The 25,708-nt window shown below is 71.4% G+C and carries 21 protein-coding genes; 11 read left to right on the top strand and 10 right to left on the bottom strand.

Going from position 1 to position 25,708, the window contains the following annotated elements; genetic code table 11:
* Nucleotides 1–21: 21 nt before the first annotated feature.
* On the bottom strand, nucleotides 22–168 hold the full coding sequence (locus ACFXKG_RS04385) for a hypothetical protein (protein ID WP_384832133.1): 147 nt from the start codon (nucleotides 166–168) through the stop codon (nucleotides 22–24).
* Entirely contained in the window at nucleotides 131–1,504 is a 1,374-nt protein-coding gene (locus ACFXKG_RS04390) for an OFA family MFS transporter (RefSeq protein ID WP_384832136.1), read from the bottom strand. Before ACFXKG_RS04390 ends, ACFXKG_RS04385 begins: the two co-directional genes overlap by 38 nt.
* Nucleotides 1,505–1,689: 185 nt before the next feature.
* On the opposite strand from ACFXKG_RS04390, the gene ACFXKG_RS04395 reads away from it, so the two are divergent.
* The 5 genes from ACFXKG_RS04395 to fdhD all read left to right on the top strand — a co-directional run bounded on the left by ACFXKG_RS04395 (nucleotide 1,690) and on the right by fdhD (nucleotide 8,672).
* Nucleotides 1,690–2,661 carry a 2-dehydropantoate 2-reductase gene (locus tag ACFXKG_RS04395; RefSeq protein WP_384832139.1) on the top strand — a complete coding sequence of 324 codons (972 nt, stop codon included), beginning with the start codon at nucleotides 1,690–1,692 and terminating at the stop codon, nucleotides 2,659–2,661.
* A gap of 179 nt (nucleotides 2,662–2,840) precedes the next feature.
* Entirely contained in the window at nucleotides 2,841–4,790 is a 1,950-nt protein-coding gene (locus tag ACFXKG_RS04400) for a molybdopterin oxidoreductase family protein (protein WP_384832142.1), read from the top strand.
* A gap of 4 nt (nucleotides 4,791–4,794) precedes the next feature.
* On the top strand, nucleotides 4,795–6,936 hold the full coding sequence (locus tag ACFXKG_RS04405) for an NADH-ubiquinone oxidoreductase-F iron-sulfur binding region domain-containing protein (protein ID WP_384832145.1): 2,142 nt from the start codon (nucleotides 4,795–4,797) through the stop codon (nucleotides 6,934–6,936).
* Nucleotides 6,933–7,790 (top strand): 2Fe-2S iron-sulfur cluster-binding protein, encoded by an 858-nt coding sequence (locus ACFXKG_RS04410; RefSeq protein ID WP_365808907.1) that lies wholly within the window; start codon nucleotides 6,933–6,935, stop codon nucleotides 7,788–7,790. Before ACFXKG_RS04405 ends, ACFXKG_RS04410 begins: the two co-directional genes overlap by 4 nt.
* A gap of 42 nt (nucleotides 7,791–7,832) precedes the next feature.
* Nucleotides 7,833–8,672, top strand: a complete 840-nt coding sequence (gene fdhD / locus ACFXKG_RS04415; RefSeq protein WP_384832148.1) for a formate dehydrogenase accessory sulfurtransferase FdhD — start codon at nucleotides 7,833–7,835, stop codon at nucleotides 8,670–8,672.
* 151 nt (nucleotides 8,673–8,823) lie between these two features.
* Here fdhD and ACFXKG_RS04420 read toward each other — a convergent pair whose 3' ends face one another.
* Nucleotides 8,824–9,885 (bottom strand): bile acid:sodium symporter family protein, encoded by a 1,062-nt coding sequence (locus ACFXKG_RS04420; RefSeq protein WP_384832151.1) that lies wholly within the window; start codon nucleotides 9,883–9,885, stop codon nucleotides 8,824–8,826.
* 135 nt (nucleotides 9,886–10,020) lie between these two features.
* Between ACFXKG_RS04420 and ACFXKG_RS04425 the strand changes: the two genes are divergently transcribed.
* The 3 genes from ACFXKG_RS04425 to ACFXKG_RS04435 all read left to right on the top strand — a co-directional run bounded on the left by ACFXKG_RS04425 (nucleotide 10,021) and on the right by ACFXKG_RS04435 (nucleotide 13,935).
* Nucleotides 10,021–10,917, top strand: a complete 897-nt coding sequence (locus ACFXKG_RS04425; RefSeq protein WP_384832154.1) for a LysR substrate-binding domain-containing protein — start codon at nucleotides 10,021–10,023, stop codon at nucleotides 10,915–10,917.
* Between the two features lie 261 nt (nucleotides 10,918–11,178).
* A complete protein-coding gene (locus ACFXKG_RS04430) occupies nucleotides 11,179–13,002 on the top strand; it encodes an AMP-dependent synthetase/ligase (RefSeq protein WP_384832157.1) in 1,824 nt (607 codons plus the stop codon).
* A 105-nt stretch (nucleotides 13,003–13,107) separates the two neighbouring features.
* The gene (locus ACFXKG_RS04435; RefSeq protein ID WP_384832160.1) at nucleotides 13,108–13,935 is read left to right on the top strand and encodes an aldo/keto reductase; all 828 of its coding nucleotides are present in this window, start codon (nucleotides 13,108–13,110) and stop codon (nucleotides 13,933–13,935) included.
* 139 nt (nucleotides 13,936–14,074) lie between these two features.
* Here ACFXKG_RS04435 and ACFXKG_RS04440 read toward each other — a convergent pair whose 3' ends face one another.
* Together ACFXKG_RS04440 and ACFXKG_RS04445 are read right to left on the bottom strand one after the other, a co-directional pair.
* The gene (locus ACFXKG_RS04440; protein WP_384832163.1) at nucleotides 14,075–15,043 is read right to left on the bottom strand and encodes an AraC family transcriptional regulator; all 969 of its coding nucleotides are present in this window, start codon (nucleotides 15,041–15,043) and stop codon (nucleotides 14,075–14,077) included.
* A gap of 25 nt (nucleotides 15,044–15,068) precedes the next feature.
* A complete protein-coding gene (locus ACFXKG_RS04445) occupies nucleotides 15,069–15,374 on the bottom strand; it encodes a 4a-hydroxytetrahydrobiopterin dehydratase (protein WP_384832166.1) in 306 nt (101 codons plus the stop codon).
* A 116-nt stretch (nucleotides 15,375–15,490) separates the two neighbouring features.
* Here ACFXKG_RS04445 and ACFXKG_RS04450 point away from each other — a divergent pair, with 116 nt between their 5' ends.
* From ACFXKG_RS04450 to ACFXKG_RS04460, 3 genes are all read left to right on the top strand, one after another.
* Nucleotides 15,491–16,348 (top strand): helix-turn-helix domain-containing protein, encoded by an 858-nt coding sequence (locus ACFXKG_RS04450; protein ID WP_384832169.1) that lies wholly within the window; start codon nucleotides 15,491–15,493, stop codon nucleotides 16,346–16,348.
* Nucleotides 16,349–16,462: 114 nt separating this feature from the next.
* Complete coding sequence (locus tag ACFXKG_RS04455; RefSeq protein ID WP_384832173.1) at nucleotides 16,463–17,359, top strand: RNA polymerase sigma factor SigF; 897 nt, start codon at nucleotides 16,463–16,465, stop codon at nucleotides 17,357–17,359.
* A 155-nt stretch (nucleotides 17,360–17,514) separates the two neighbouring features.
* Nucleotides 17,515–17,772 (top strand): hypothetical protein, encoded by a 258-nt coding sequence (locus ACFXKG_RS04460; protein ID WP_384832176.1) that lies wholly within the window; start codon nucleotides 17,515–17,517, stop codon nucleotides 17,770–17,772.
* 80 nt (nucleotides 17,773–17,852) lie between these two features.
* Here the strand turns inward: ACFXKG_RS04460 and ACFXKG_RS04465 are convergent, their stop codons facing one another.
* The 5 genes from ACFXKG_RS04465 to ACFXKG_RS04485 all read right to left on the bottom strand — a co-directional run bounded on the left by ACFXKG_RS04465 (nucleotide 17,853) and on the right by ACFXKG_RS04485 (nucleotide 25,550).
* Nucleotides 17,853–20,945, bottom strand: coding sequence for an alpha-mannosidase (locus tag ACFXKG_RS04465; protein WP_384832179.1), 3,093 nt, complete (start codon nucleotides 20,943–20,945; stop codon nucleotides 17,853–17,855).
* Between the two features lie 100 nt (nucleotides 20,946–21,045).
* Complete coding sequence (locus ACFXKG_RS04470) at nucleotides 21,046–22,338, bottom strand: glycosyl hydrolase (RefSeq protein WP_384832182.1); 1,293 nt, start codon at nucleotides 22,336–22,338, stop codon at nucleotides 21,046–21,048.
* A gap of 61 nt (nucleotides 22,339–22,399) precedes the next feature.
* Entirely contained in the window at nucleotides 22,400–23,260 is an 861-nt protein-coding gene (locus tag ACFXKG_RS04475) for a carbohydrate ABC transporter permease (RefSeq protein ID WP_384832185.1), read from the bottom strand.
* Nucleotides 23,257–24,240, bottom strand: a complete 984-nt coding sequence (locus ACFXKG_RS04480; RefSeq protein ID WP_384832188.1) for a carbohydrate ABC transporter permease — start codon at nucleotides 24,238–24,240, stop codon at nucleotides 23,257–23,259. The genes ACFXKG_RS04475 and ACFXKG_RS04480 overlap by 4 nt, the downstream gene beginning before the upstream one ends.
* Before the next feature lie 17 nt (nucleotides 24,241–24,257).
* A complete protein-coding gene (locus ACFXKG_RS04485) occupies nucleotides 24,258–25,550 on the bottom strand; it encodes an ABC transporter substrate-binding protein (RefSeq protein WP_384832190.1) in 1,293 nt (430 codons plus the stop codon).
* Nucleotides 25,551–25,708: the final 158 nt, after the last annotated feature.

Here is a 25,708-nt window from a genome sequence, read left to right on the forward strand (position 1 = left end):
GCGCGGCTTGGAGACTCCGCCTCATCCGGTGAAAAGCTGGGCGGCCTTCAGGAACAGTTCGTACACACCGTACGCGAGGGGGATCCCCACCCAAAGCCAGGCGAAGACGATCAGACCGGTACGGCCGGATTCAGGAGTGCTGGCGCTGTTCGCCTGCGAGCTGGTCATCGGCTGCCTCCCTCGGGGCGGGGACGTGGTGACGGGGGTGGACGGGCTTGACGAGTTCGTTGGCGACGAAGCCGACGACGAGCAGACCGATCATGATCGTGAAGGAGAGCCCGTAGAGCCCGGCGCCGCTCCTGCCCGCCTCCTCCTGGCTGTCGGCGACCCAGTTGACGATGAGCGGGCCGAGGACGCCGGCGGTGGACCACGCGGTGAGCAGGCGGCCGTGGATCGCGCCCACCTGGTACGTGCCGAACAGGTCCTTGAGATAGGCCGGGATGGTGGCGAAGCCGCCTCCGTAGAAGGAGAGGATCACCAGCGCGCAGATGATGAAGAGCGGCTTGGAGGAGTCGCCGAACTGCGCGATGAGCAGGTACATGACGGCGCCGACGCCGAGGTAGACGCGGTAGATGTTCTTCCGGCCGATCAGGTCCGAGGTGGAGGACCAGCCGATCCGGCCCGCCATGTTGGCCGCGGAGAGCAGCGCGACGAACCCGGCGGCGGCCGAGACGGAGACGGGCGTCGACGTCTCCGCGAAGAAGTCGGTGATCATCGGGGCGGCCTTCTCCAGGATCCCGATGCCCGCCGTCACGTTCATGCACAGGACGAGCCACAGGCACCAGAACTGCGGGGTGCGCACGGCGGATTTCGCGGAGACCTGCGCGGTGGAGATCAGGGAGCCCGCGGCCGCCTGAGGCGCCTTCCCGTCCGCGCTCTCCGGCGCCTTCTGCCGGTAGCCGGGCGGGGGTACGCGGACCAGCAGCACGCCGAGGGTCATGAAGGCGGCGTACACCAGGCCGTGCGTCAGGAAGGCGTACGCGATGCCCTCCGAACCCGTGCCGTACGACTTCAGCATCTGCGCGGACCACGGCGAGGCGATGAGCGCACCGCCGCCGAAGCCCATGATGGCGATGCCGGTGGCCATGCCGGGCCGGTCGGGGAACCACTTGATCAGGGTGGAGACCGGGGAGATGTAGCCGATGCCGAGGCCGATCCCCCCGACGAACCCGTAGCCGAGGACGATCAGCCAGAACTGTTCGGTGGCGGCGCCGAGCGCGGCGATCAGGAAGCCGGACGAGAAGCAGCACAGGGCGACGGTCATCGCCCAGCGCGGCCCGTTGCGTTCGACGAGGGTGCCCCCGAAGGCGGCCGACAGACCGAGCATCACGATGCCCAGTTGGAACGGGAGGGCGCTCTGGGTGCCGGAGAGACCGAGCGCGGATTCGAGCGGGGGCTTGAACACGCTCCAGGCGTAGGCCTGGCCGATCGAGAGGTGCACCGACAGCGCGGCGGGGGGCACCAGCCAGCGGCTCCAGCCGACGGGCGCGATTGGTGGGGTCATGGTCCGGACTCTAGGAACCCGGATGCCCTGTTGGGAAGATCTTTCAGCGGGGGAGTTTGTCGACCGCATACCGCACAGGAGCCTTGTCGGCCAGAACTCCATACTGTAGACAATATATCGCCGACCGTGCAGTCGGCAGGCACACGCCTTCCCTCGGTCCCCTCAACCGAACGGAGAGCCTCACCGTGAAAGTCGCAGTCGTCGGCGCCGGAGCGATCGGCGCCTACGTCGGAGCCGCCCTGCACCGGGCCGGCGCCGATGTCCATCTCATCGCCCGTGGACCGCATCTGGCGGCCATGAGGCAGTACGGAGTCCGGGTGCGCAGCCCGCGCGGGGATTTCACCGCACGGGTGCACGCCACCGACCGGCCGGACGGCATAGGTCCGGTCGACTACGTGTTCCTGGGCCTGAAGGCGAACTCCTACGCGGCGTGCGGGCCGCTGGTGACGCCGCTGCTCCAGGAGCGCACGGCGGTCGTCGCCGCCCAGAACGGCATCCCCTGGTGGTACTTCCACGGCCACGGGGGTCCGTACGACGGCCGGCGGGTCGAGAGCGTCGACCCCGCCGGCTCGGTCAGCGCGGTCCTGCCGCCCGGGCGTGCGATCGGGTGCGTGGTATACGCGGCCACGGAGCTGGCGGGGCCCGGCGTGGTCCGGCATCTCGAAGGGACCCGGTTCTCGATCGGCGAGCCGGACCGCTCGGTCTCGGCGCGCTGTCTGGAATTCAGCGAGGCCATGCGGACGGGCGGCCTCAAGTGCCCGGTCGAGCCCGAGCTGCGCGAGGACATCTGGATCAAGCTCCTCGGCAACATCTCCTTCAACCCGATCAGCGCACTGACCCGCGCCACCATGCGGGAGATGTGTCTGCACCGCTCCACCCGCGAGGTCATCGAGCTGATGATGACGGAGTCCCTGCGGGTCGCGGCGGCGCTGGGCTGCCACCCCGCCATCTCCGTCGAGCGGCGCCTCGCGGGCGCGGAGCGGGTCGGCGACCACCGGACCTCCACGCTCCAGGACCTGGAGAAGGGCAAACCGCTGGAGCTGGACGTCCTGCTCGCCGCCGTCGTGGAGCTCGCGGAGATCACCAGGGTGGACGTCCCGACGCTCCGCACGGTGGGCGCGATCTCCGATCTGCTGGCCCGCGGCGCCGCCGCCTGATCCGGAGGGGGTGCGCGGCACCGCCGCCTGCCCCCGCCGACGGGCGACTTCACCGCCTGATTCGGCGGGTGCGTGGCCGAATCCCTTCCACAGGGCTTCCGTTGCGCACCCGCCTACAGAATACTGTATGCAATGACCTTGCGTACGACGGCCGGCCCTCACTCCGAGGAGAGCGCAGCGTGAAGAAGCGAGACCGAACGCCGAAGACATACGCCCGCATCACGCATCCGATGGTGCGGGACACCAAGGGCGGCCCCCTGCGCCGGGCGACCTGGGACGAGGCGCTGGACCGGGCGGCCGAGGGACTCGGCGCCGCGCGCGGCGCGTTCGGGATGTTCTCCTGCGCCCGCGCCACCAACGAGATGAACTATGTGGCGCAGAAGTTCGCCCGGGTGGTGATGGGCACCAACAACGTGGACTCCTGCAACCGGACCTGCCACGCGCCGAGCGTCGCCGGGCTCTCCGCCGTCTTCGGCTCCGGCGGCGGGACCTCCTCGTACGGCGAGGTCGACCACACGGACCTGGTCGTGATGTGGGGCTCCAACGCCCGCTTCGCGCACCCCATCTTCTTCCAGCACGTCCTGCGCGGCATCAGGAACGGCGCGCGGATGTACGCCGTCGACCCGCGCCGCACCTCCACCGCCGAGTGGGCCGAGAGCTGGCTGGGGCTGAACGTCGGCACGGACATCCCGATGGCCCACGCCGTCGGCCGCGAGATCATCCACGCGGGGCTGCACAACGCGTCGTTCATCGAGCGCGCGACGTCCGGGTTCGAGGCGTACGCGGCCGAGGTCGAGCCCTGGACCCTCGCGGCGGCGGAACAGGTGACCGGGGTGCCCGCCGAGGCGATCAGGGGCCTCGCCCACGCCTACGCCCGCGCCGAACGCGCCCAGCTCTGCTGGACCCTGGGCATCACCGAGCACCACAACGGCACCGACAACGTACGCGCGCTGATCAACCTCGCGCTGCTCACCGGCCACGTCGGACGGTACGGCTCCGGGGTGCAGCCGCTGCGCGGCCAGAACAACGTGCAGGGCGGCGGCGACATGGGCGCCATCCCGAACCGGCTGCCGGGCTTCCAGGACATCCTGGAGCCGGACGTACGGCGGAAGTTCGAGACCGCGTGGGACACCGTCATCCAGCCGCGCTACGGGCTCAACCTGACCGACATGTTCGAGGCGATGGAGACCGGTGGGCTCAAGGCGGTCTACTGCATCGGTGAGAACCCCGCCCAGTCGGAGGCCGACAGCGAACAGGCCGTGGAGCGGATGCGGCGGCTCGACTGCCTCGTGGTGCAGGACATCTTCCTCACGAAGACCGCCGAACTCGCCGACGTGGTGCTGCCCGCCACCGCCGCGTGGGCCGAGACCGACGGCACCACCACCAACAGCGAACGCCGGGTGCAGCGCGTCCGCAAGGCCGTGGAACCGCCCGGTGAGGCGCGCGAGGACATCGACATCATCTGCGACCTCGCGGGCCGCCTCGGCCACGCCTGGAAGTACGCGGACGCCGAGTCGGTCTGGAACGAGCTGCGGTCGGTCTCCCCCGACCACTACGGCATGACCTACGAACGGCTGGCGGAGCACCAGGGCATCCAGTGGCCGTGCCCCGACACCGAACGGCTCGAACCCACCTTCCTGCACGGCCGGTTGTGGGAGAACGACCCGGAACGGCGTGGCAGGCGGGCCCCCTTCGGCCTCGTCCGGCACGACCCGCCGGTCGACCTGACCGACGACCGCTACCCGATCAGGCTCACCACGGGACGCCGGCTCGACTCGTACAACACCGGTGTGCAGAGCGGGAGTTTCGCCTCCCCGCTGCGCCGGGGCGAGTACGTGGAGCTGTGCCCGGAGGACGCCGAGCGGTACGGGGTGAGCGCCGGCGAGGAGGTACGGGTCAGCTCCCGGCGCGGCACCGTACAGGCGCCGGTCTGGATCGACCCGGGGCTGCGGCCGGGGCTGGCCTTCATGACCATGCACTTCCCGGACGAGGTGGACACCAACCAGCTCACCATCGAGGCCAACTGCCCGATCGCGGGCACCGCCGAGTTCAAGGCGTCCGCGATCCGGATCGAGAAGCTGCCCCTCCCCTCCGTCCCGCCCCTCCCGTCCGTCCCGACAAGGAGCTGAACAGGTGGATCTGCGCTTCGGTGACAGCAAACCGACCGACGAGGAACGGGCGGCGGTCGACGCCCTCCTCGGCCCGCCCGGCTCCGCCTGGGAGGGCGCGGACGACCGTACGGACACGGACCTGCGCTGGGCCCGCGGCGGCCGGGAGGCGCGCGAGCGGCGCGATCTGCTGCTGCCGGGGCTGCACGCGGTCAACGACCGGGTCGGCTGGATCAGCGAGGGCGCCCTGGACTACCTCTGCCGGCGGCTGACCGTACCCCCGGCCGAGGCATACGGCGTCGCCACGTTCTACGCGATGTTCGCCGTCCGGCCACGCCCCGCGAAGGTGCTGCACGTCTGCACCGACCTGGCCTGCGCGAGCCGCGGCGCCACCGGCCTCCGCGCCGAGCTGGAGCGACGCCTCGGCCCGGCGGGCACACCGGTGGGCGCCCCGGCGGGCGGCGGTACGGCGGGCGCCGGCACGGCGGGCGCCGGCACGGCGGGCGCTGGCGCGGCCGGGGACGGCACCGCGGCCCAGGATTCGGCGGGCGACGCGACCGCGGGCGGCGGCACGGCGGACAGCGGCGGCGCGGCCACCGGGGGCACAGGCGCCGCGAGCACAGCCGCCGGAGGCGCATCCGCCGAGGGCACCTCCGCCGGAGGGCTCGTCTGGCAGCCCAGTCCCTGTCTCGGCCTGTGCGAACGGGCCCCCGCCGCGCTCCTCGTCCAGGCGGGCGCCCCGGCCGGGAGCGCCGCCGCGCAGGACCCGCCGGCCCGCCCGTACGCCACCGCCGTCGTCGCGCCCGCCACCGCCGACGCCCTGGTGCGCGCCGCGGCCGAACCCCTCGCGGCCCCCGCCGAACCCGGCGCCGCGAGCGCCGTACCGCAGGCCGGGCAGCCCGGACTCACCCTGCTGCGCCGCGTCGGCGTCGTCGACCCGTACAGCCTCGACGACTACCGCGCCCACGGCGGCTACGCCGCGCTGCGCCGGGCCTTCGACCTCGGGCCCGCCGGAGTGATCCGCGAGGTGACCGACTCCGGTCTGGTCGGCCGGGGCGGCGCCGCGTTCCCCACCGGGCGCAAGTGGCAGGCCACCGCCGCCCAGCCCGCCCACCCGCACTACCTGGTCTGCAACGCCGACGAGTCCGAACCCGGCACCTTCAAGGACCGGGTGGTCATGGAGGGCGACCCGTACTCCCTCGTCGAGGCGATGACCATCGCCGGATACGCGGTCGGCGCGCACCGCGGCTTCCTCTACCTGCGCGGCGAGTACCCGCGCGCCCTGCGCCTGCTCCAGCACGCCATCGACCGGGCGCGTGCCCGCGGACTGCTCGGCGACGACATCCTCGGCCAGGGCTACGCGTTCGACATCGAGATCCGCCGCGGCGCCGGAGCGTACATCTGCGGTGAGGAGACCGCCCTGTTCAACTCCATCGAGGGCTACCGGGGCGAGCCGCGCTCCAAACCGCCCTTCCCCGTGGAACAGGGCCTGTTCGGCAAGCCGACCGCCGAGAACAACGTCGAGACCCTGATCAACGTGCTGCCCATCCTCACCGGCGGCGCCCAGGCGTACGCGGCGACCGGCACCGCCGGATCCACCGGCCCCAAACTCTTCTGCGTCTCCGGGAACGTCGGCCGCCCCGGCATCTACGAACTCCCCTTCGGCGCCACCCTCGGCGAACTCCTCGACCTCGCCGAGGCGCCGGACACCGTACGCGCCATCCTGCTCGGCGGCGCCGCCGGCGGCTTCGTACGCCCCGACGAACGCGACATCCCGCTCACCTTCGAAGGCACCCGCGCCGCCGGCACCACACTCGGCTCCGGGGTCGTCCTCGTCCTGGACGACACCGTCGAACTGCCCCGCATGCTGCTGCGCATCGCCGAGTTCTTCCGCGACGAGTCCTGCGGACAGTGCGTGCCCTGCCGGATCGGCACCGTCCGCCAGGAGGAGGCCCTGCACCGGATCGCCGACCGTACGGGCGCCGCGGCGGCCGGCGACATCGCGCTGCTGCGCGAGGTCGGCCGGGCCATGAAGGACGCCTCCATCTGCGGACTCGGGCAGACCGCCTGGAACGCCGTCGAATCCGCCATCGACCGACTGGGTGTCTACGACACCGCCCATGAGACCGCCCACGAGGCTGCCCACGAGACGGAGAGCGCTCTGTGACCGCGATACCGCTCCAGCCACCGCGCCGGCTGGTCGAGTTCACCCTCGACGGCCAGGAGACCAGAGTGCCCGAGGGCGCCACGATCCTGGACGCCTGCCGCGCCGCCGGCAAGGACATCCCGACCCTCTGCGAAGGCGACACCCTCACCCCGAAGAACGCGTGCCGCGTCTGCGTGGTCGAGGTCGAGGGCGCCCGGACGCTCGCCCCCGCCTGCTCCCGCCGCGCCGAACCGGGCATGACCGTCGTCACGGACAGCGAGCGCGCCCGGCACAGCAGAAAGATCGTCCTCGAACTCCTCGCCTCGGCCACGGACCTCTCGACCACGCCGAGGGCCGCCGAGTGGATCAAGGAGTACGAGGCGAAGCCGGCCCGCTTCGGCCCGGACGCGGCGCGGCTCGACGAGGAACCCAAGATCGACAACGATCTCTACGTCCGCGACTACGACAAGTGCATCCAGTGCTACAAGTGCGTCGACGCGTGCGGCGAACAATGGCAGAACACCTTCGCGATCTCCGTCGCCGGCCGCGGCTTCGACGCCCGGATCTCCACCGAACACGACGCGCCGCTCACCGACTCCGCCTGCGTCTACTGCGGCAACTGCATCGAGGTCTGCCCCACCGGAGCCCTCAGCTTCAAATCCGAGTTCGACATGCGCGCCGCGGGTACCTGGAACGAGACGGCACAGACCGAGACCACCACGATCTGCGCCTACTGCGGCGTCGGCTGCAACCTGACGCTCCACGTACAGGACAATGAGATCGTGAAGGTCACGTCACCGCACGACAACCCCGTGACACACGGCAACCTCTGCATCAAAGGCCGCTTCGGCTTCCAGCACGTACAGCAGCGCTGAACGGGCCGACATCTCGACGAGCAACGAGTAGGACTGATCACCATGGGACGGGTCACCGAGCGCCGCCGCACCATCCGGATCCGGGACGGGATCGTCACCGCCCGCCCCGACACCCTGGTCGCGGAGGAACCCCTGGAGATCCGCCTCAACGGCAAACCCCTCGCCATCACCATGCGCACCCCCGGCGACGACTTCGCGCTCGCTGCCGGCTTCCTCGTCAGCGAAGGCGTACTCGCCGCCGCCTCCGACGTCCGGTCCATCGTCTACTGCGCGGGCGCGCAGGCCGACGGCACCAACACCTACAACGTCGTCGACGTCCAGCTCGCCCCCGGCGTCCCCGTCCCCGACATCACCCTCGAACGCAACGTCTACACCACCTCCTCGTGCGGGCTGTGCGGCAAGGCCAGCCTCGACGCCGTCCGCACGACCGCGCGCTTCCCCATCCACGACACTCCCCCGGTCCGGGTCGAACCCGCCCTGCTCGCCGGCCTCCCCGACCGGCTGCGGGCGGCGCAGGCGGTCTTCGACCGGACCGGGGGGCTCCACGCCGCGGCCCTCTTCTCCGAGGACGGCGAACTGCTCGACATCCGTGAGGACGTCGGCCGCCACAACGCCGTCGACAAACTCGTCGGCCGCGCCCTGCGCGAGGACCTCCTGCCGCTCTCCCGGGTCATCCTCCTGGTCTCCGGACGCGCCTCCTTCGAACTGGCGCAGAAAGCCGTCATGGCGGGCATCCCCGTACTGGCGGCGGTCTCCGCACCGTCGTCGCTCGCCGTGGACCTGGCCGCCGAAACGGGGCTCACCCTCGTCGGCTTCCTCCGCGGCCCCTCCATGAACGTGTACGCGGGAGACGAACGGATCGCACTGCACACCGGCGTATGACCGCACCGGGGTGCGACCCTCCCCCGCCGCACGGGAAGGGACCCGGCCGGCGGGGAGCGCCCCCTGCGTCGGCCGGGTTCCCCTCTTTCTTGAGGGCTCGGTTCGCCTCCGGGGCGCTTCATGTCGCCGTCGACGGTTGACCGTGCTCGGCTCACTCGCCGACCGTGGTGGGGAAACGGGTCCGGGCGACAGGTCCAGAAATGGGTCCTGCGGCGAGCGGTTCCCCGTCCGGTGACTCCGGATCGTCGGCGCGGCGCTTCGCCAGGACCGCGCAGACCATGAGCTGCATCTGGTGGAAGAGCATCAGCGGCAGCACCGCCAGGCTCGCGTGCGCCCCGAAGAGTACGGTCGCCATCGGCAGCCCCGCCGCCAGGCTCTTCTTCGAGCCGGCGAACTGTATGGCGACGCGGTCCTCCCGAACGAAGCCGAGCCGCTTCGCCCCGTACCAGCTCGCCGCCAGCATCGCCGCGAGCAGCACCGCCTCCACGGCCAGCAGCGCCCCGAGCCGCGCCGGGGTCACCTGGTGCCAGATGCCCGTCACCATCCCCTCGCTGAACGCGGTGTAGACGACCAGCAGCACCGAGCCCCGGTCCACCAGGCCCAGCACCTTCCTGTGCCGGGTGAGGAAGCCGGCCACCCAGCGGCGCAGCAGTTGGCCCGCCAGGAACGGCAGCAGGAGCTGGGCGACGATCTTGAACAGGGAGTCGGCGGAGAAGCCGGCCGTGCCGCCGCCGATCAGCAGCGCGGCCAGGAGCGGGGTGACGACGATGCCGACGAGGCTGGAGAAGGAGCCCGCGCAGATCGCGGCGGGCACGTTGCCCCGGGCGATGGACGTGAAGGCGATGGACGACTGGACCGTCGACGGCACCAGGCAGAGGAAGAGCAGCCCGCTGTAGAGCTGCGGGGTGAGGACGAACGGCACCAGCCCCCGGGCCGCCAGTCCCAGCAGCGGGAAGAGGACGAACGTACAGGCGAGGACGGTCACGTGGAGCCGCCAGTGCCGTAGCCCGTCGGCCACCTCGCGGGTGGAGAGCCGCGCCCCGTAGAGGAAGAACAGCAGGCCCACCGCGCCGGTCGAGGCGCCGCCCGCGAAGGTCGCGGCGGTGCCGGAGACCGGGAGGAGCGCGGCGAGGCCGACGGTCGCGAGAAGGGCCAGGACGTACGGGTCGACCGGCAGCCGGGACAGGATGCTCGGGACGGTGCGGCGGTTCATGTGCTCCACTACGGGCGGTCTCGCGGGTCGGTACAGATCGGGCCTCCCCATCCTGCGCCCCCTCGCCTTGATCGGGAATCCCGCATACCACTCTGACTGTCATCACGTTTCGCGATGAGCCCGTACGCTGGACGGATGTACGACCCCGGACAGCTCCGCACCTTCCTGGCCGTCGCGCAGACGCTCAGCTTCACGCAGGCGGCCCGCCGGCTGGGGGTGCGCCAGTCCACCGTGAGCCAGCACGTCCGCCGCCTGGAGGAGGCGACGGGGCGGCCGCTGTTCACCCGCGACACGCACAGCGTGGAGCTGACGGAGGACGGGGAGGCCATGCTCGGCTTCGCCGGGACGATCCTCGCGGCGCACGACCGGGCGGCGGCGTTCTTCACCGGGACCCGGCTGCGCGGGCGGCTGCGGTTCGGCGCGTCGGAGGACTTCGTGCTGACCCGGCTGCCGGAGATCCTGGAGGCCTTCCGGCGTGACCACCCCGAGGTCGATCTGGAGCTGACGGTCGGGTTGTCGGGCACCCTGCACGAGCAGCTCGCGGCCGGCGGGCTCGATCTGGTGCTGGCCAAGCGGCGTCCCGGCGACACCCACGGCCGGCCGGTCTGGCGGTCCACCCTGGTGTGGATCGGGGCGCCGCGGTTCCGGCTCGACCCGGACCGCCCGGTGCCGCTGATCGTCTTCCCGCCGCCCGGCATCACCCGCGCCCGGGCGCTGGAGGTGCTGGAGGCGCACGGCAGGCACTGGCGCGTCGCGTGTACGAGCGCCAGCCTGAGCGGGCTCATAGCGGCGGCCCGCGCGGGGCTCGGCGTGATGGCCCACACCCGCGGGCTGGTCCCGCCGGGCCTGGTGCCGGTCCCGGCCAGGGCGGGCCTGCCCGAGCTGGGCGAGGTGGAGTTCGTCCTGCTGGACGGCGGCCGCTCCGGCCGGCCGGGGCCGGGCGCCGGGGCGACCCGGGAGGCGGCGGACGCGCTGGCCGCGGCGATCCTGGCGGGCGGCGACCGGCTGCACCGGCCGCCCGCCGGCGGCTGACGCGCGTACGTTCAGGTACGTACCAGGAATCCCACCGCGGTGAGGCGCCGGTGAGCACGGCGTACGGATTCGGTGGAGATCTCCGCGTTGTCTCCTTACTCCAGGGTCAGAACAAGGCCCCAGCTCACCGGGGCATTCATGCCTTCACCGCTCTGACCTGCGGTGACGCTGTTTTGTGCCGGTTGTTCCCGCGGCCACCCCCGGTCCTGCCGGTGGGGTACCGTCACCGCGCTGTGCGGAGCGCCACAAGGAGCCAGGTCATTGCGCGAGTTCACCGTCCCCCCTCTGCCGGCCGCCCCCCACGTCGGTGGGCTCGCGGACGCCGTGTACGACCATGCCCTGGACGATCCCGGCCGGGTCGCCCTCGGCCGCAAGGACGCGGCGGGCCGCTGGCACGACGTGACCTCGGCGGCCTTCCGTGACGAGGTGCTCGCGCTGGCGAAGGGACTGCTGGCGCAGGGGGTGCGGTTCGGGGACCGGGTCGCGGTCATGTCCCGTACCCGTTACGAGTGGACGCTCTTCGACTTCGCGCTCTGGTCCGTCGGCGCCCAGCCCGTACCGGTCTATCCGACCTCCTCGGCCGAGCAGATCTACTGGATGATGCACGACGCGGAGGTCTCGGCCTGTGTGGTCGAGGACGAGGACCACGCGATGACCGTCGGTTCGGTCATCGGCCGGCTGCCGCGGCTGAGGCGGCTCTGGCAGCTCGACGCGGGCGCCCTGGACGAGCTGTACGCGGCGGGCGCGGGGGTCGAGGACGAGGTGGTGCACCGGCACCGTACGGCCGTCACCCCCGACTCGGTGGCCACGGTGATCTACACGTCGGGCACCACGGGCCGCCCCAAGGGCTGTGTGATCACCCACGCCAACTTCATGTTCGAGGCGGACACCGTGCTGGCACGGTGGGAGCCGGTCTTCCACACCAGGTCGGGCGACGAGGCGTCGACGCTGCTCTTCCTGCCGCTCTCGCACGTCTTCGGCCGCATGATCGAGATCGCGGCGATCCGCGGCCGGGTCAAGCTCGGCCACCAGCCGGTGCTCCAGGCGAGTGCGCTGCTGCCCGATCTGGCGGCGTTCCGGCCCTCGTTCATCCTGGCCGTGCCGTACATCTTCGAGAAGGTCTACCACGCGGCGCGCCGCAAGGCGGAGACGGAGGAGAGGGCCGCCGCCTTCGACAAGGCGGTGGAGGTGGCGGTGCGGTACGCGGAGGCGGTGGAGCAGCGGGCCTTCGACCTCGGTCCCGGCCCCTCCGCCGGGCTGCGGATGCAGCACCAGTTCTTCGAACGGGCGGTGTACGGGCGGATCCGCGAGGCGATGGGCGGGCGCGTCCGGCACGCCATGTCGGGCGGATCCGCGATGGACCGGCGGCTCGGGCTGTTCTTCGCGGGCGCGGGCGTCCGGATCTACGAGGGGTACGGGCTCACCGAGTCCTGCGCGGCGGCCACCGCCAACCCGCCCGAGCGCACCCGGTTCGGAACGGTCGGGCAGCCGATCCCCGGCACCTCCGTGCACATCGCGGACGACGGCGAGGTGTGGCTGCGCGGTGACCAGATCTTCGCGCGCTACCTCAACGACCCGAAGGCCACCGACGCCGTCCTCAACGAGGGGTGGCTGGCCACCGGGGACCTGGGGGCGCTGGACGAGGACGGCTACCTGACCATCACCGGACGGAAGAAGGAGATCCTGGTCACCTCCGGCGGCAAGAGCGTCTCGCCGGTGGTGCTGGAGGAGCGGGTACGGGCCCACGCGCTGGTCGCGCAGTGCATCGTGGTCGGCAACGACCGGCCCTACGTCGCGGCGCTGGTGACAGTGGACCAGGAGGCCGTCGACCACTGGCTGGCCGTCCGGCGCAAGCCGCCGCTCAAGGCCGCCGAGCTGGTGCGGGACCCGGATCTGGAGGCGGAGATCCGGCGTGCGGTGGTGGCCGCGAACACGGCGGTCTCGCAGGCCGAGTCGATCCGTACGTTCCGGATCCTGGCGCACCCCTTCAGCGAGGCGCGCGGGCTGCTGACCCCGTCGCTGAAGCTCAAGCGGAAGGCGATCGAGGCCGCCTATGCGGCCGAGGTCGCGGCACTCTACCGTTGAACACCTGTCCGCAGGAGACGGAGCGGACGGGCGGACGGGAATCCGCCCGGCTCCGAAATCGTTGGACGACCGAGCAGCAACCGACGACGTTAGGATCGACCGCCCGTGAGCAAGGTCCCCACCCTCACCCTCAACAACGGCATCGAAATGCCCCAGCTCGGCTTCGGCGTCTGGCAGGTTCCGGACGGCGAGGCGACGCAGGCCGTGGCGACCGCCCTGGAGGCCGGCTACCGCAGCATCGACACCGCGGCCGTCTACGGCAACGAGGAGGGCACCGGCAAGGCCCTCGCCGCCTCAGGCATCCCCCGTGAGGAACTCTTCGTCACCACGAAGCTGTGGAACGGCGACCAGGGCTACGACTCGACGCTGCGCGCGTTCGACGTGTCCCTGGGCAAGCTCGGCCTCGACCACGTCGACCTGTATCTGATCCACTGGCCGACCCCGGCCGCCGACAAGTACGTCGACACGTACAAGGCGTTCGAGAAGATCCTCGCCGACGGGCGCGCCCGGTCCATCGGCGTCTCGAACTTCCTCCCCGAGCACCTGGAGCGGCTGCTCGGCGAGACCTCCGTGGTTCCGGTGCTCAACCAGATCGAGCTGCACCCGCAGCTCCAGCAGGCCGAGTCCCGCGCCTTCCACGCGGAGCGGTCCATCGCGACCGAGGCGTGGTCGCCGCTGGGCCAGGGCAAGGGGCTGCTGGAGGTCCCGACGGTGGTGGCGATCGCGCGCAAGCACGAGCGGACGCCGGCCCAGGTCGTGCTGCGCTGGCACCTCCAGCTGGGGAACGTGGTGATCCCCAAGTCCGTGACCCCGTCCCGGATCCGGGAGAACATCGACGTGTTCGGCTTCGAGCTGGACGCCGACGACCTGGCCGCGTTCGCGGCGCTGGACGAGGGCAAGCGCCTCGGCAGCCACCCGGCGGACTTCAACTGAGCCCGCGGTGCAGTCCGTACGGGCCGCCCGGCCGGGCCGTGCCCGGTCGCGCGGCCCGTACGGGCGTACGGACGCGGCGGGCGGTGGCGCGACGTTCGCCCGCCGCACCGGGCCGGACGTGCGCGGGCCTGGGGCGCGGTCAGCCCGAGACGAGCGTCCGGGAGACGGCCGGCGTCACGTTTCTGCGGAACTCCTGCGGGCTGACGCCCCGGACCCGCTTGAAGGCGGCGCTCAGCGCGAACGAGCCGCTGTAGCCGACCTTCCTGGCCACCGACTCGACCGTGGCGTCCGTGCCGCGCAGCAGATCCGCGGCCGTGGCCAGCCGCCACCCGGTGAGATAGGCCATCGGGGGCTCCCCGACCAGTTCGGTGAAGCGCCGGGCCAGACCGGCGCGGGAGATGCCGCACTCGCCCGCGAGGGAGGCGACCGTCCACGGCTTGGCCGGCTCGTCCTGGATCAGCCGCAGCGCCTTGCCGACCACCGGGTCGGCCATCGCGCCGTACCAGCCGGGCGCCTCGGCCCCCGGGCGGGAGAACCACTCCCGGAGCGCGGCTATCAGCAGCAGGTCGAGGACCCGGTCGAGAACGACGCTCTGACCCGGGTCGTCCCGGGAGATCTCCTCCTCCAGAACAGGCGTCAGCGGGCAGCTCCACGCGTCGGCGGGCAGCCGCACCAGCGGCGGCAGCGCGTCCAGCAGCCGACGGCTCACCTCTCCGTCCATGCGGTAGGTCCCGACGAGCATCGTCGTACCGCCGTCAGGAGCGTTGCCCCAGGTCCGTACGCCCAGCCGCATGGACTCCGCGAGCGGTTCGCCCTCCAGGGTGCGGCAGACCCCGCCGGGGCCGATCACCGCGCAGGGCACCGCGTCCGGCCGGTCGCCCGCGGTGTACGGGTCGGGTCCACGGCTGATGGCGATGTCACCGGGGCGCAGCACCACGGGGTCGCCGCCGCCGTCCGGGACGATCCACGCCTCGCCGCTGGTGACGCACATCAGGCAGAGCGGCGCGCGGTCCTCGATCCGGACGGCCCAGGGCGGCTCCATCACCATGCGCAGCAGAAAGGCCCCCCGGGCACGCGGTCCGTCGAGAAGCCCGGTGAGTACGTCCATGGCTCCAGGGTAGTTGGGCGCTCCGTCAGCGGACGCCGTGCGCCGGGGCCAGCTCCTCGACGCGGTGCGCGAGCGCGAAGTCCCTGGCGGTGACGGCGCCGCCCGCGTCGTGCGTGTGCACGGCGAGGACGACCGTGTTGTAGCCGAGGGTCAGGTCGGAGTGGTGGTTCAGCTCGTCCTGGACCGCCGCGACATGGGCGACCAGCGCGGCGGCGGCACGGTGCGAGGCGAGCCGGTACGTACGGGTGATGCGCCCGCCCTCCAGGGTCCAGCCGGGCAGCTCCCGCAGCCGGTTCTCGATCTCGTCCTGCGACAGCGGCTCGGCGGCCATGGCGGGGCTCCTCGGGGAAGAAGGGGGATGGAAAGGGGGAAAGGAGGGAAAGGGGAGGGGAAGGAGAGGCGTCGGGCGACGCGGCCGACGATACGGGGCTGTACTACGGTCCTCCTATGGCGGCGCGCGCGATGGCGGCAGACGGTACGACAGCTCCCTCCTCCCCCGGTGGCGCGTTCGGCCCGCTGCTGCGCGGCTGGCGGACGCGGCGGCGGCTCAGCCAGCTCGAACTGGCGCTGCGCGCCGACTCCTCGGCCCGCCACATCAGCTTCGTCGAGACGGGCCGCGCCCGCCCGAGCGAGGAGATGGTGCTGCGGCTCGCCGACCGTCTCGACGTCCCGGTGCGGGAGCGCAACGCCCTGCTGCTGGCGGCCGGCTACGCGCCCCGCTTCACGGAGACCGCGCTGGACGACCCGGCCATGGGCGCGCTCCGCGAGGGGCTGACGCGGCTGCTGCGCGGGTACGAGCCGTACCCGGCGCTGGTCGTGGACGGGACGTACACGGTGGTGGCCGCGAACCGGGGCATCGCGATGCTGCTGGAGGGCGTGCCGGAGCGACTGCTCACGCCGCCGCTGAACGCCATGCGGCTCACCCTCCACCCGGAAGGGCTCGCCTCCCGGATCCGCAATCTGCCGCAGTGGCGCGGGCATCTCCTGGACCAGATGGGCCGTCAGCTCGCGCTGCACCGCTCCCCCGCGCTGCGGGCGCTGTACGAGGAGGTCGCCGCGTATCCGCCGCCGGAGCGGTCCGGGGAGCCGTCCGGGGAGACGGTGGCGGTGACCGAGGGCGGGCCGTCCGGACCGCTCTTCGCGCTGCCGATGGTGATCGAGCACGACGGGCGGACGCTCTCCTTCGTCTCCTCCATCTCCACGTTCAACACGCCGATGGACGTGACCGTCGCCGAGCTGGCCATCGAGACGTTCGTCCCGGCGGACCCGGCGACGGTCACGTATCTGGCGTCGCTCACTCCGTAAGTCTTGGCGCGTTTCCAAGGGTTTTCAAAAACTCTTGACAGGACGGGGCATGAGAATCGAAAGCCGGGGCACTAGCCGAACTTGTACGGTCCGCTGCGTTGGAGGGTGAGTGTCATGACGACCAGAACTGTGAGTGCTGTCGAGGCGGAGCAGCCGGCGGGCGTCCTGGCGGCCGGAGAGGTGGCGAGCGGGACGACCGGTGAGCTGCCGCGTATCGAGGACCCCACCAAGATCGCTCCGAAGGACGCGCGGGCGCTGTCGAAGCTCTTCTTCGACCAGCTCCAGGTCCTGGAGGAGGGCACGCCCGAATACCAGTACGCCCGCAATACGCTGATCGAGATGAACCAGTCGCTGGTGCGGTTCGCGGCGAGCCGCTTCCGCAACCGGGGCGGCGGCGATCTGGAGGACGTCCTCCAGGTGGGCACGATCGGTCTGATCAAGGCGATCGACCGGTTCGACCTCTCCCGCGAGGTCGAGTTCACCTCCTTCGCGGTGCCGTACATCGTCGGTGAGATCAAGCGTTTCTTCCGCGACACGAGCTGGGCCGTCCATGTTCCGCGCCGCCTTCAGGAGCTGCGCGTCGAGCTGGCCAAGGCCAAGGAGCACCTGGCGACGGTCCTGGACCGGGACCCGACCGTCAGGGAACTCTCCGAACTGCTCGGCCTCACGGAGGAAGAGGTGATCGAGGGCCTGGTCGCGACCAACGGCTACACGGCCGGTTCGCTGGACATGCCCACGAACGAGGACGGCGGTACCGGCGGCGGCCGGACCTTCGCCGATGTGCTGGGCGAGACGGACCCGGCGATGGAGAAGGTCGAGAACCTGCACGCCCTGGCGCCGCTGCTGGAACAGCTCGACGAGCGGGAACGCTCCATCGTGACGATGCGGTTCGGCCAGGAGATGACGCAGTCGCAGATCGGTACGGAGCTGGGCGTGTCGCAGATGCACGTGTCCCGGCTGCTCAACCGCATCATCACGCGGCTGCGCGCGGGGATGCTCGTCGAGGAGTAGGAGCAAAAATAGGCCGTCGAGGAGTAGGCCGGGGAACGGGCGGCCGGGCGCGGTGTCACGCCCCGTTGTCAGACCCATGGATCAGACTGGGGGGTCCTGACGGTTCCCGGAGTCCGGGGACCGTGGACCCACGGATCCATGGGGAGGAAGCCTCGATGGCCATCACCACGTCCCGCACCCCCGCCGCCCCTGACGAGCGCACCGCCGCCCGTGCCTACTTGCGGCTGCTCGCGGCCGTACGCGCCGTGCTGGACGACCCGGCGCGGGCGTCCCTGGCCGTCCCGCTGCTCGCGGCCCCGATGGCCGAGGCCGACGAGGCGCTCACGGCCGCGGGGTTGGCGGGCAACGAGCGGGCGTTCCTGGACCTGGTCTCCGCGCAGGCGCGGGGCGGCGGGCCGGAGCACCGCGGGTGACCGCTGCCGGGCGGGCGGTGGTCACCCGTCCCGAAGGCGGGCGGCGGACCGGGCACGGGTCCGCCGCCCGCCCCTCCGGGTCAGCCCCGGGTCAGCCGCAGCGTCACCAGTTGGAACGGGCGCAGCGAGAGCAGGACCGTGCCGTCCGCCAACTCGGGTCGGCCCGCGCCGTCGGCCAGGTCGGCCGACGGCCGCTCCAGCAGATCGGTGACGGCGAGCCCGGTGGCGTCGAAGCCGAGAGCGACCCGCGCCTTGGCCCGGCCGCCGGTCGCCTCGTAGAGCCGTACGACGAGGTCGCCGCTCGCGTCGTCGGCGAGCTTGACCGCGCTGACGACGACCACGTCGTTGTCGACGGTGACCAGCGGCGCGACCTCCCCCGATCCGGTGAGCCGGCGCTCGGGCAGGTTGACGCGGTAGCCCTCCCGTACGGCGTCACCGATCACGGCGCCGGGGGCCAGCGCGTGCCGGAAGCGGTGGACGCCCTGGTCGGTCTCCGGGTCGGGGAAGCGCGGCGCGCGCAGCAGCGAGACCCGGACGGTGGTGGTCGTACCGGCGTCCGAGGCGCGGACCGTACGGGTCACGTCGTGTCCGTACGTCGAGTCGTTGACGAGGGCGACGCCCCAGCCCGGCTCCTCCAGGTGGACGAAGCGGTGGTTGCACGCTTCGAACTTGGCCGCCTCCCAGCTGGTGTTGGTGTGGGTGGCCCGGTACACATGGCCGAACTGGGTCTCCGAGGCGTACCGCTCCGCGTGGATGTCCAGCGGGAAGGCGGCCTTGAGGAACTTCTCCGTCTCGTGCCAGTCGACCTCGGTGTCGATGTCGAGCCGCTTGGCGCCCGGCGCGAGGGTCAGGAGCTGGGTGACCTTCGACGCGCCGAAGGACCGCACGACCCGCACGCCGACAGCGCCTGCACCCGCGCCGCCCGTCCCGCCCGCGCCGGCCGCCGCGTCCGCGGTGCCGTCGCCCTCGACGGCGGTCAGCTCGTCGAGGTCGGTCAGGTCGGTGACGGTGTTCCGGTAGAACTCATCGACGTCCCACGCGTCCCACTGGTTGGGGAAGTCGGGGTGGATCTGGAGCAGGTTGGCCGCCTCGCCCGGGGCGATCGTCTCCCGCTCCGCGCTGATGTCGTACGCCGAGACCACCAGGCCCCGGCCGTCGACCTCGACCTCCAGCAGGCCGTTGCTGAGCACGAAGCCGCCGCCCTCGCGCGCCGTGAGCTGCGCGCCCGCGCCGCCGCCGGCCGGTCCCGCCGCGCCCGCCGGGACCCCGCCGCGCGCGTGCGGCGCCGCGTTGAAGACCAGGGGCGTGCCACCGGCCGGGTCACCGGCGAGGGCGCGCTGCGCGGTCTCGATGACGCCGGTCAGCTCGGCCGCGACCTTCGCGTAGGTCTTCTCGGCCTCGCGGTGCACCCAGGCGATGGACGAGCCGGGCAGGATGTCGTGGAACTGGTGGAGCAGCACGGTCTTCCAGACCCGGTCGAGCAGTTCGTACGGGTAGGCCGCGCCGGTCCTGACGGCGGCGGTGGCGGCCCACAGCTCGGCCTCCCGCAGCAGGTGCTCGCTGCGCCGGTTGCCCTGCTTGGTCTTTGCCTGGCTGGTGAGGGTGGCGCGGTGCAGCTCCAGGTAGAGCTCGCCGACCCAGACGGGCGGGTTCGGGTACTCGGCCTCGGCCTTGGCGAAGAAGGCGCCGGGGGTCTCCCACTCGACCGTCGCGGAGCCTTCGAGGCTGCGCACCCGGGCCGCCTTGGCGATCATCTCGCGGGTCGTGCCGCCGCCTCCGTCGCCCCAGCCGGTGGGCGCGAGCGAGTGGCGTGCGACGCCCTTCTCCTTGAAGTTCTTCGCGGCGTGGGCGAGCTGCTCGCCCGTCATGGAGCAGTTGTACGTGTCGACGGGCGGGAAGTGGGTGAAGATCCGGGTGCCGTCGATGCCCTCCCAGCGGAAGGTGTGGTGCGGGAACTTGTTGATCGTGGACCACGAGATCTTCTGCGTGAGCAGCCACTTGGATCCGGCGGCCTTGATGATCTGCGGCAGCCCGGCGGCGAAGCCGAAGGTGTCGGGCAGCCACGCCTCGTCGTTCTCCACGCCGAACTCGTCGAGGAAGAAGCGCTTGCCGTGCACGAACTGGCGGGCCATCGCCTCGGATCCGGGCATGTTGGTGTCGGACTCGACCCACATGCCGCCGGCCGGCACGAACCGGCCCTCGGCGACGGCCTTCTTGACCTTGGCGTAGACCTCGGGGCGGTGCTCCTTGATCCAGGCGAACTGCTGGGCCTGGGACATCGCGAAGACGAACTCCGGCTCGTCCTCCAGCAGGGCGGTCATATTGGCCGTCGTCCGGGCGACCTTGCGGACCGTCTCGCGCAGCGGCCACAGCCAGGCCGAGTCGATGTGGGCGTGGCCGACCGCGCTGAGGCGGTGGGAGGTGGCCGGCGCGGGGGTGGCGAGCACCTCGGCGAGCTGCTCACGGGCGGCCGCGGCCGTGCATTTCACGTCCTGGAGGTCGACCGCGTCGAGCGCGCGGCTGATCGCGCGCAGGATCTCCCAGCGGCGGGCGCCCTCCACGGGCAGCTCGGCCATCAGCTCGCCGAGCACCTCCAGGTCCTGGACGAGCTGCCAGACCGTCTCGTCGAAGACGGCGAGGTCCATCCGGGCGAGGGTGTACTGCGGTTCGCCGCCCGCGGTCTCCTTGTCGCCGAGCTTCGTCGGCAGGAAGGGGTGGTAGTCGAGGATGACCGGGTTGGACGCGGCCTCGATGTGCAGCAGCACCTCTTCGCCGCCGGCGGCGGGCGCCCCGATCCGCACCCACTGGTTGCGCGGGTTGAGGCCCTTCACGGGGGTGCCGTCGGGGCGGTAGACCAGGCCCTCGCACTGGAATCCGGGCATGTTCTCGTCGAAGCCGAGGTCGAGGATCGCCTCGACGGTACGGCCCGCCCACTTCTCGGGGACGGTCCCGGAGACCCGGAACCAGCTCGTGCCCCAGGGCGCGCCCCAGCGGTCGCCCACCGCGACCGGCCCGGTGGGCCCGGCGATGCCCTCCTCGACGGGGACGGGCTCGCCCGGCGCGTGCCAGACGGCGACGTCGAGCGGGATCGACTCGGGGTATACGGCGGGCCTGATGCGTTCGTCGAGGACGCGCTTGAGACGGCCTTCGACCAGGGTGCGGTCGTCGTGCATGTGGGGTGCTCCTGAGGTGCGTGGGTGCGGTGGGTGCCGTGGGGTCCGTGGGTGCGGTGTCCAGTGTGGCCGCGCCGCCGGGCGGGGCGGTGGCGGTCCGTCAGCGGACGTCGTCCGGGTGGACGACCTCCGTGATGCCGCGGGCGGCGAGATGGGCGCGGTCCCCGGCCTTGCTCGCGAGGACGGCGGTGGGCCGGGCGCCCGCCTCGGTCAGCCGGGCGAACGCCTCGAAGAACGCGCCGCCGGGAGCGCAGGTGGCGCGGTCGGGCGCGGTGTCAGCGATGCCAGCGGCATCACCGGTGTCAGCGGCATCACCGGTGTCTCCGGTGTCGACGGCGAGGGCGAGGGTGCGCGGCGCGGGAGCGTAGGCGCGCTCCCGCCACTCGGCGACCGTACGGGCGAGGGCCTCCCCGGCCGGTTTGACCTTCCGGTCGTTGGTCAGCAGGCCGAGTCCGTACTCCAGTTCCGGGAAGTCGGCCAGGGAGCGCGACACGTCGTGCGAGCACCACCAGGTGACGCCCCAGACGTCGGCGCAGTCCAGCGCGGCGGCCACGGTGGCGTCGGTGAACGCGGCGGCGTGCTCGGCCGGGATGAGCGGCGCGGGTGCGCCGACCTCCTGGAGCCAGACCGGCCGGCGCGGTTCCAGGGCCCATGCCTTGGACAGCTCGATCATGTACGCGGCGTGGTGCTCGGTGGCGGTGCCGGTACGGCCGTGGCGCTGCGCGGTGCCGTTGAACACCCAGGAGTGCACCGCGGTGACGGCGCCGATCCTGGCCGCGTGCGCGGGGGTGAAGGCGTGTCCGTCCTGGTACCAGGCCGCGTCGTACTCGGCGTGCAGATGGAGCTTGCCGGGGGCGCCCTCCTCACAGGCCGCCAGGAGCGTACGCAGCCAGTTCCCGGCCTGTTCCGGGGTGATGGGGTCGGGGTCGGGGTGCGGCGGCCCGGAGAACTGGTTGATCTCGTTGCCGATGGTCATGCCGATGAAGTTCGGCCGGTCGGCGAGGGCGGCGGCGAGCGTACGGAGGTAGGCGGCCTGCCCGGAGACGACATCGTTGTCGGTGAAGAGGTTCCGCCGGTGCCACGTCCGGGTCCAGGCGGGCAGGAAGTCGAAGCTCGACAGATGGCCCTGGAGTCCGTCGACGTTGACGTCCAGGCCGCGTTCGGCGGCGGCGTCGGCGAGCTGGACGAGCTGCTCGACGGCGCGCGGTCTGATCAGGGTGCGGTTGGGCTGGAAGAGCGGCCAGAGCGGGAAGACCCGGATGTGGTCGAGGCCGAGCCCCGCGATCGAGTCCAGGTCGGCGCGTACGTCGTCCAGGTCGAAGTCCAGCCAGTGGTGGAACCAGCCCTGGCTGGGCGTGTAGTTGACGCCGAAGCGCGGTGCGGGAGTGCTCATGGGGGGCAACGTTGTCCTGCTTCTGTGCGGAGCGTGCGATGGTTCCTGTGGTTCCGGGGCGTCAGCCCTTCACGGCGCCTTCGCCGACGCCCCGGAAGAAGTAACGCTGGAGGCAGGCGAAGAGCACGATGAGCGGGGCCACGGCGATGATCGTCCCCGCGGCGACCAGCCGGGGGTCCTGGGCGAAGGTGCCGTGGAGGTAGTTGAGTCCGACGGTCAGGGTGAAGTTCTCCGGGTCGCTGAGGACGATGAGCGGCCAGAGGAAGTCGTCCCAGGCGCCCATGAAGGCGAAGATCGCGACGACGGCGAGGGTGCCCTTGACGGCGGGCAGGGAGATCCGCAGGAAGCGCTGCCAGACGTTGGCGCCGTCGACGAAGGCCGCCTCCTCCACCTCGTGCGGCAGGTTGAGGAACGCGTTGCGCATCAGCAGCACGTTCATCGCGCCGATGCATCCCGGCAGCAGCACGCCGATGAGGGTGTTGTTCAGGCCGAGGTCCCGCATGGTGGTGAACTGGGCGATGATGATGCCCTCGACGGGGACGAGCATCGCGAGGATGAACCCCAGGGTCGCGGCGGTCCGGCCCCGGTAGCGCAGCCGGGCGAGCGCGTAGCCGGCCAGGGCGGCGCCGACGCAGTTGGTGACAACGTTGGCGAGGGCGACCTTGAGCGAGTTGAACGCGTACTCCCACACCGGGATGATCTCGGCGACCCGGCCGTAGTTGTGGAGGGTCATATCGTCCGGGAGGAAGGTCGGCGGGTAGCTGTAGATGTCCTCGGTCGGGCCCTTGAGCGAGGTGGAGAGCTGCCAGAGGAACGGACCGATCATCACGGCCAGCATGATGAGCAGCAGCGTGTAGCGGAGGGCGAGCTGCCAGGGCGCGATGCGCCGGCCCTCGGCGTCGGTGGCCTTCAGGATGGTCACGCGTCCTCCTTGCGGTCGGCGCGCAGCACCAGGAGCATCAGGGCGACCGTGACGACGAAGACGACCACGGAGATCGCCGAGGCGTAGCCGACCCGGCCGCTCAGCCCGGTGCCGACCCGCTGGACGAGCATGACCAGGGTGGTGTCCTGGCCGGCCGGTCCGCCGCTCGGGCCCGCCATCAGATAGACCTCGGAGAAGACCTTGAAGGCGGCGACCGAGGAGAGCGCCGCGACGAGGACCATGGTGGAGCGTACGGCGGGCACGGTGACGGTGATGAAGCGGCGGATCGCCCCGGCGCCGTCGACGGCCGCGGCCTCGTGCAGCTCGCGCGGTACGTTGGCCAGCGCGGCCAGGTAGATGATCATGTAGTAGCCGAGGCCCTTCCAGACCGTGACGGCCATCGCGCTGAACAGCAGCAGCCACTGGTCGCTGAGGAATCCGATCCGGCCGACGCCGACGGCCTCCAGCACCGAGTTGACCAGTCCGCGGTCGTCGAGCAGCCAGACCCAGATGAGGCCGACCACCACGATCGAGGCGACGACGGGGGTGTAGAAGGCCGAGCGGAAGAAGGTGATGCCGGGGATCTGCCGCTGGACCAGCATCGCGAGCAGCAGCGGCAGGAGGACCAGGGCCGGGACGACGCAGAGGACGTACAGCGTGCTGTTGCGCAGCCCGATCCAGAACATCTCGTCGTGGATCAGCTCCCGGAAGTTGTCCAGGCCCACGAAGCCGCCGGCGATCAGGGTCCGGCGGTCGGTGAAGGAGTTGATGACGGTGCTGAAGAACGGATAGAGACTGAAGGCGCCGACGATCAGCAGTCCCGGGGCCGCGAACAGCCAGGGACTGAGGGAGTGTTGACGCCGGATCCCGCGGACGGGCCCGCCGCGGGGCCCACGGCCGCCGGAGCCGGAGCTCCGGAGGGTGGGCCCCGCCGCGGCGGATTCCGGGGGAAGCGCCCGGGGGGCGGTGGAGCTTGTCATGGTGCGGGGCTCAGCTCTCAGCTCTGCTTGAGCAGACGGTCACAAGCCTCTACGGCCTGGTCGAGCGCGGCCTGCGGGCTCTGCTTGCCCTGGAGCGCCTTGGCGACCTGGTTGCGCAGCTCGGTCTTCATCTGCTCGCTGAACAGGACGGGCGTGTAGTTCTCGGCCTTCTTCAGGGACTTGGCGGCAGCGATCCGTACGCGCGTCTCGTCGGTGCCGTCCTCCTTGGTGAAGTACGGGTCGTCCAGCGAGCCCTTGGTGCTCGGGAAGATGGCGACCTGCTTGGCGAAGGACATCTGGCGGGTCGCGTCGGTCACGAAGTGCGCGAAGGCGATGGCGGCGGGCTTCTCCTTGGTCTTGGAGTTGACCATCATGCCCATGACGTACATGTTGACCTTGCCGGTGTTGCTGATCTGGTCGGTGATCCCGATGTTCTTGTAGAGGGTCGGGGCCTTCGTCTTGAAGTTCTCCAGGTCCAGCGCGCTGCCCGGGTTCATGGCCACGGACTCGGTGAGGAACTTGGTGCCGGAGGACTCGGGGGTCGCGGTCAGCGCCTGGGAGTCGAGCGCCTTGGCCTCGAACAGCTCCTTGTACTTGGTGAGCAGTTCGACGCCCTTGGCGTCGTTGAAGGCGAAGCCGGTGCCCTTGTCGTTCATGAGCTGCACGCCGTAGCGGCCGAAGTCCTCGATCGTGGGCACCTGGGCGAGGGTGGCGATCTTGCCATTGCTCTGCTCGGCGAGCTTCAGCCCGTCCTTGAAGACCTGGTCGTAGGTGGTCGGGGGCTTCTCGGGGTCGAGCCCGGCCTCGCTGAACAGGCGCTTGTTGTAGAAGGTGGGGCCGGTGTTCAGGTACCAGGGGAAGCCGTACGTGCCCTCCAGGCCCGGTATCTGGTGGCTCTTCCAGGCGTCCGGCAGATAGTCCTTGGCGAAGCCGGCGGCCGTCTTGTCCTTGTCGAGGTCAAGGGCGAGACCGGCCTTGGCCAGCGGGGCCACCAGGTCGGGGGAGATGTTGACGACGTCGGGCAGCGTGCCGCCCGCGGCATCCGCGCTGAGCTTGTCCGCGTAGCCCTCGGCCGGCCGGTCGACCCACTTCACCTCCGTGTCGGGGTACTCCTTCTCGAAGTCCTTGATGACTCCGTTGAAGTAGTCCTTGAAGTTGGCCTGGAGGTTCCAGGTCTGGAAGGTGATCTTGCCCTTGATGGCGCCCGAGGCGTCGGAGGACTCGTCGTCGGATCCTCCGCCACAGGCGCTGAGAGGCAGGACAGTGGCGAGAACAGCGGCGAGGGCGACTGCTCTTCGGGAGATGCGCACGGGAAACGGCTCCTTCTGCTCGGACCAGGCGTGCGGTGGGCGAGCCGGAGCTTCGGCGCCCCGACTCCTTATGCCCAGCAGACCTTGCAAGGTGCGCGGGTGAAAGTCAACACATTCTCGCCACAAACACGACCGAAGTCGGTTTCACCGCAGGTCAC

This window comes from Streptomyces sp. NPDC059255, assembly GCF_042752355.1.
GTDB lineage: Bacteria > Actinomycetota > Actinomycetes > Streptomycetales > Streptomycetaceae > Streptomyces.

Bases quoted from the DNA above. Each gene is read 5' to 3' on its own strand.
- ACFXKG_RS04385 (WP_384832133.1), bottom strand. From the start codon at position 168: ATGACCAGCTCGCAGGCGAACAGCGCCAGCACTCCTGAATCCGGCCGT.
- ACFXKG_RS04390 (WP_384832136.1), bottom strand. From the start codon at position 1,504: ATGACCCCACCAATCGCGCCCGTCGGCTGGAGCCGCTGGCTGGTGCCC.
- fdhD (WP_384832148.1), top strand. From the start codon at position 7,833: ATGGGACGGGTCACCGAGCGCCGCCGCACCATCCGGATCCGGGACGGG.
- ACFXKG_RS04420 (WP_384832151.1), bottom strand. From the start codon at position 9,885: ATGAACCGCCGCACCGTCCCGAGCATCCTGTCCCGGCTGCCGGTCGAC.
- ACFXKG_RS04425 (WP_384832154.1), top strand. From the start codon at position 10,021: ATGTACGACCCCGGACAGCTCCGCACCTTCCTGGCCGTCGCGCAGACG.
- ACFXKG_RS04440 (WP_384832163.1), bottom strand. From the start codon at position 15,043: ATGGACGTACTCACCGGGCTTCTCGACGGACCGCGTGCCCGGGGGGCC.
- ACFXKG_RS04445 (WP_384832166.1), bottom strand. From the start codon at position 15,374: ATGGCCGCCGAGCCGCTGTCGCAGGACGAGATCGAGAACCGGCTGCGG.
- ACFXKG_RS04450 (WP_384832169.1), top strand. From the start codon at position 15,491: ATGGCGGCGCGCGCGATGGCGGCAGACGGTACGACAGCTCCCTCCTCC.
- ACFXKG_RS04455 (WP_384832173.1), top strand. From the start codon at position 16,463: ATGACGACCAGAACTGTGAGTGCTGTCGAGGCGGAGCAGCCGGCGGGC.
- ACFXKG_RS04460 (WP_384832176.1), top strand. From the start codon at position 17,515: ATGGCCATCACCACGTCCCGCACCCCCGCCGCCCCTGACGAGCGCACC.
- ACFXKG_RS04465 (WP_384832179.1), bottom strand. From the start codon at position 20,945: ATGCACGACGACCGCACCCTGGTCGAAGGCCGTCTCAAGCGCGTCCTC.
- ACFXKG_RS04470 (WP_384832182.1), bottom strand. From the start codon at position 22,338: ATGAGCACTCCCGCACCGCGCTTCGGCGTCAACTACACGCCCAGCCAG.
- ACFXKG_RS04480 (WP_384832188.1), bottom strand. From the start codon at position 24,240: ATGACAAGCTCCACCGCCCCCCGGGCGCTTCCCCCGGAATCCGCCGCG.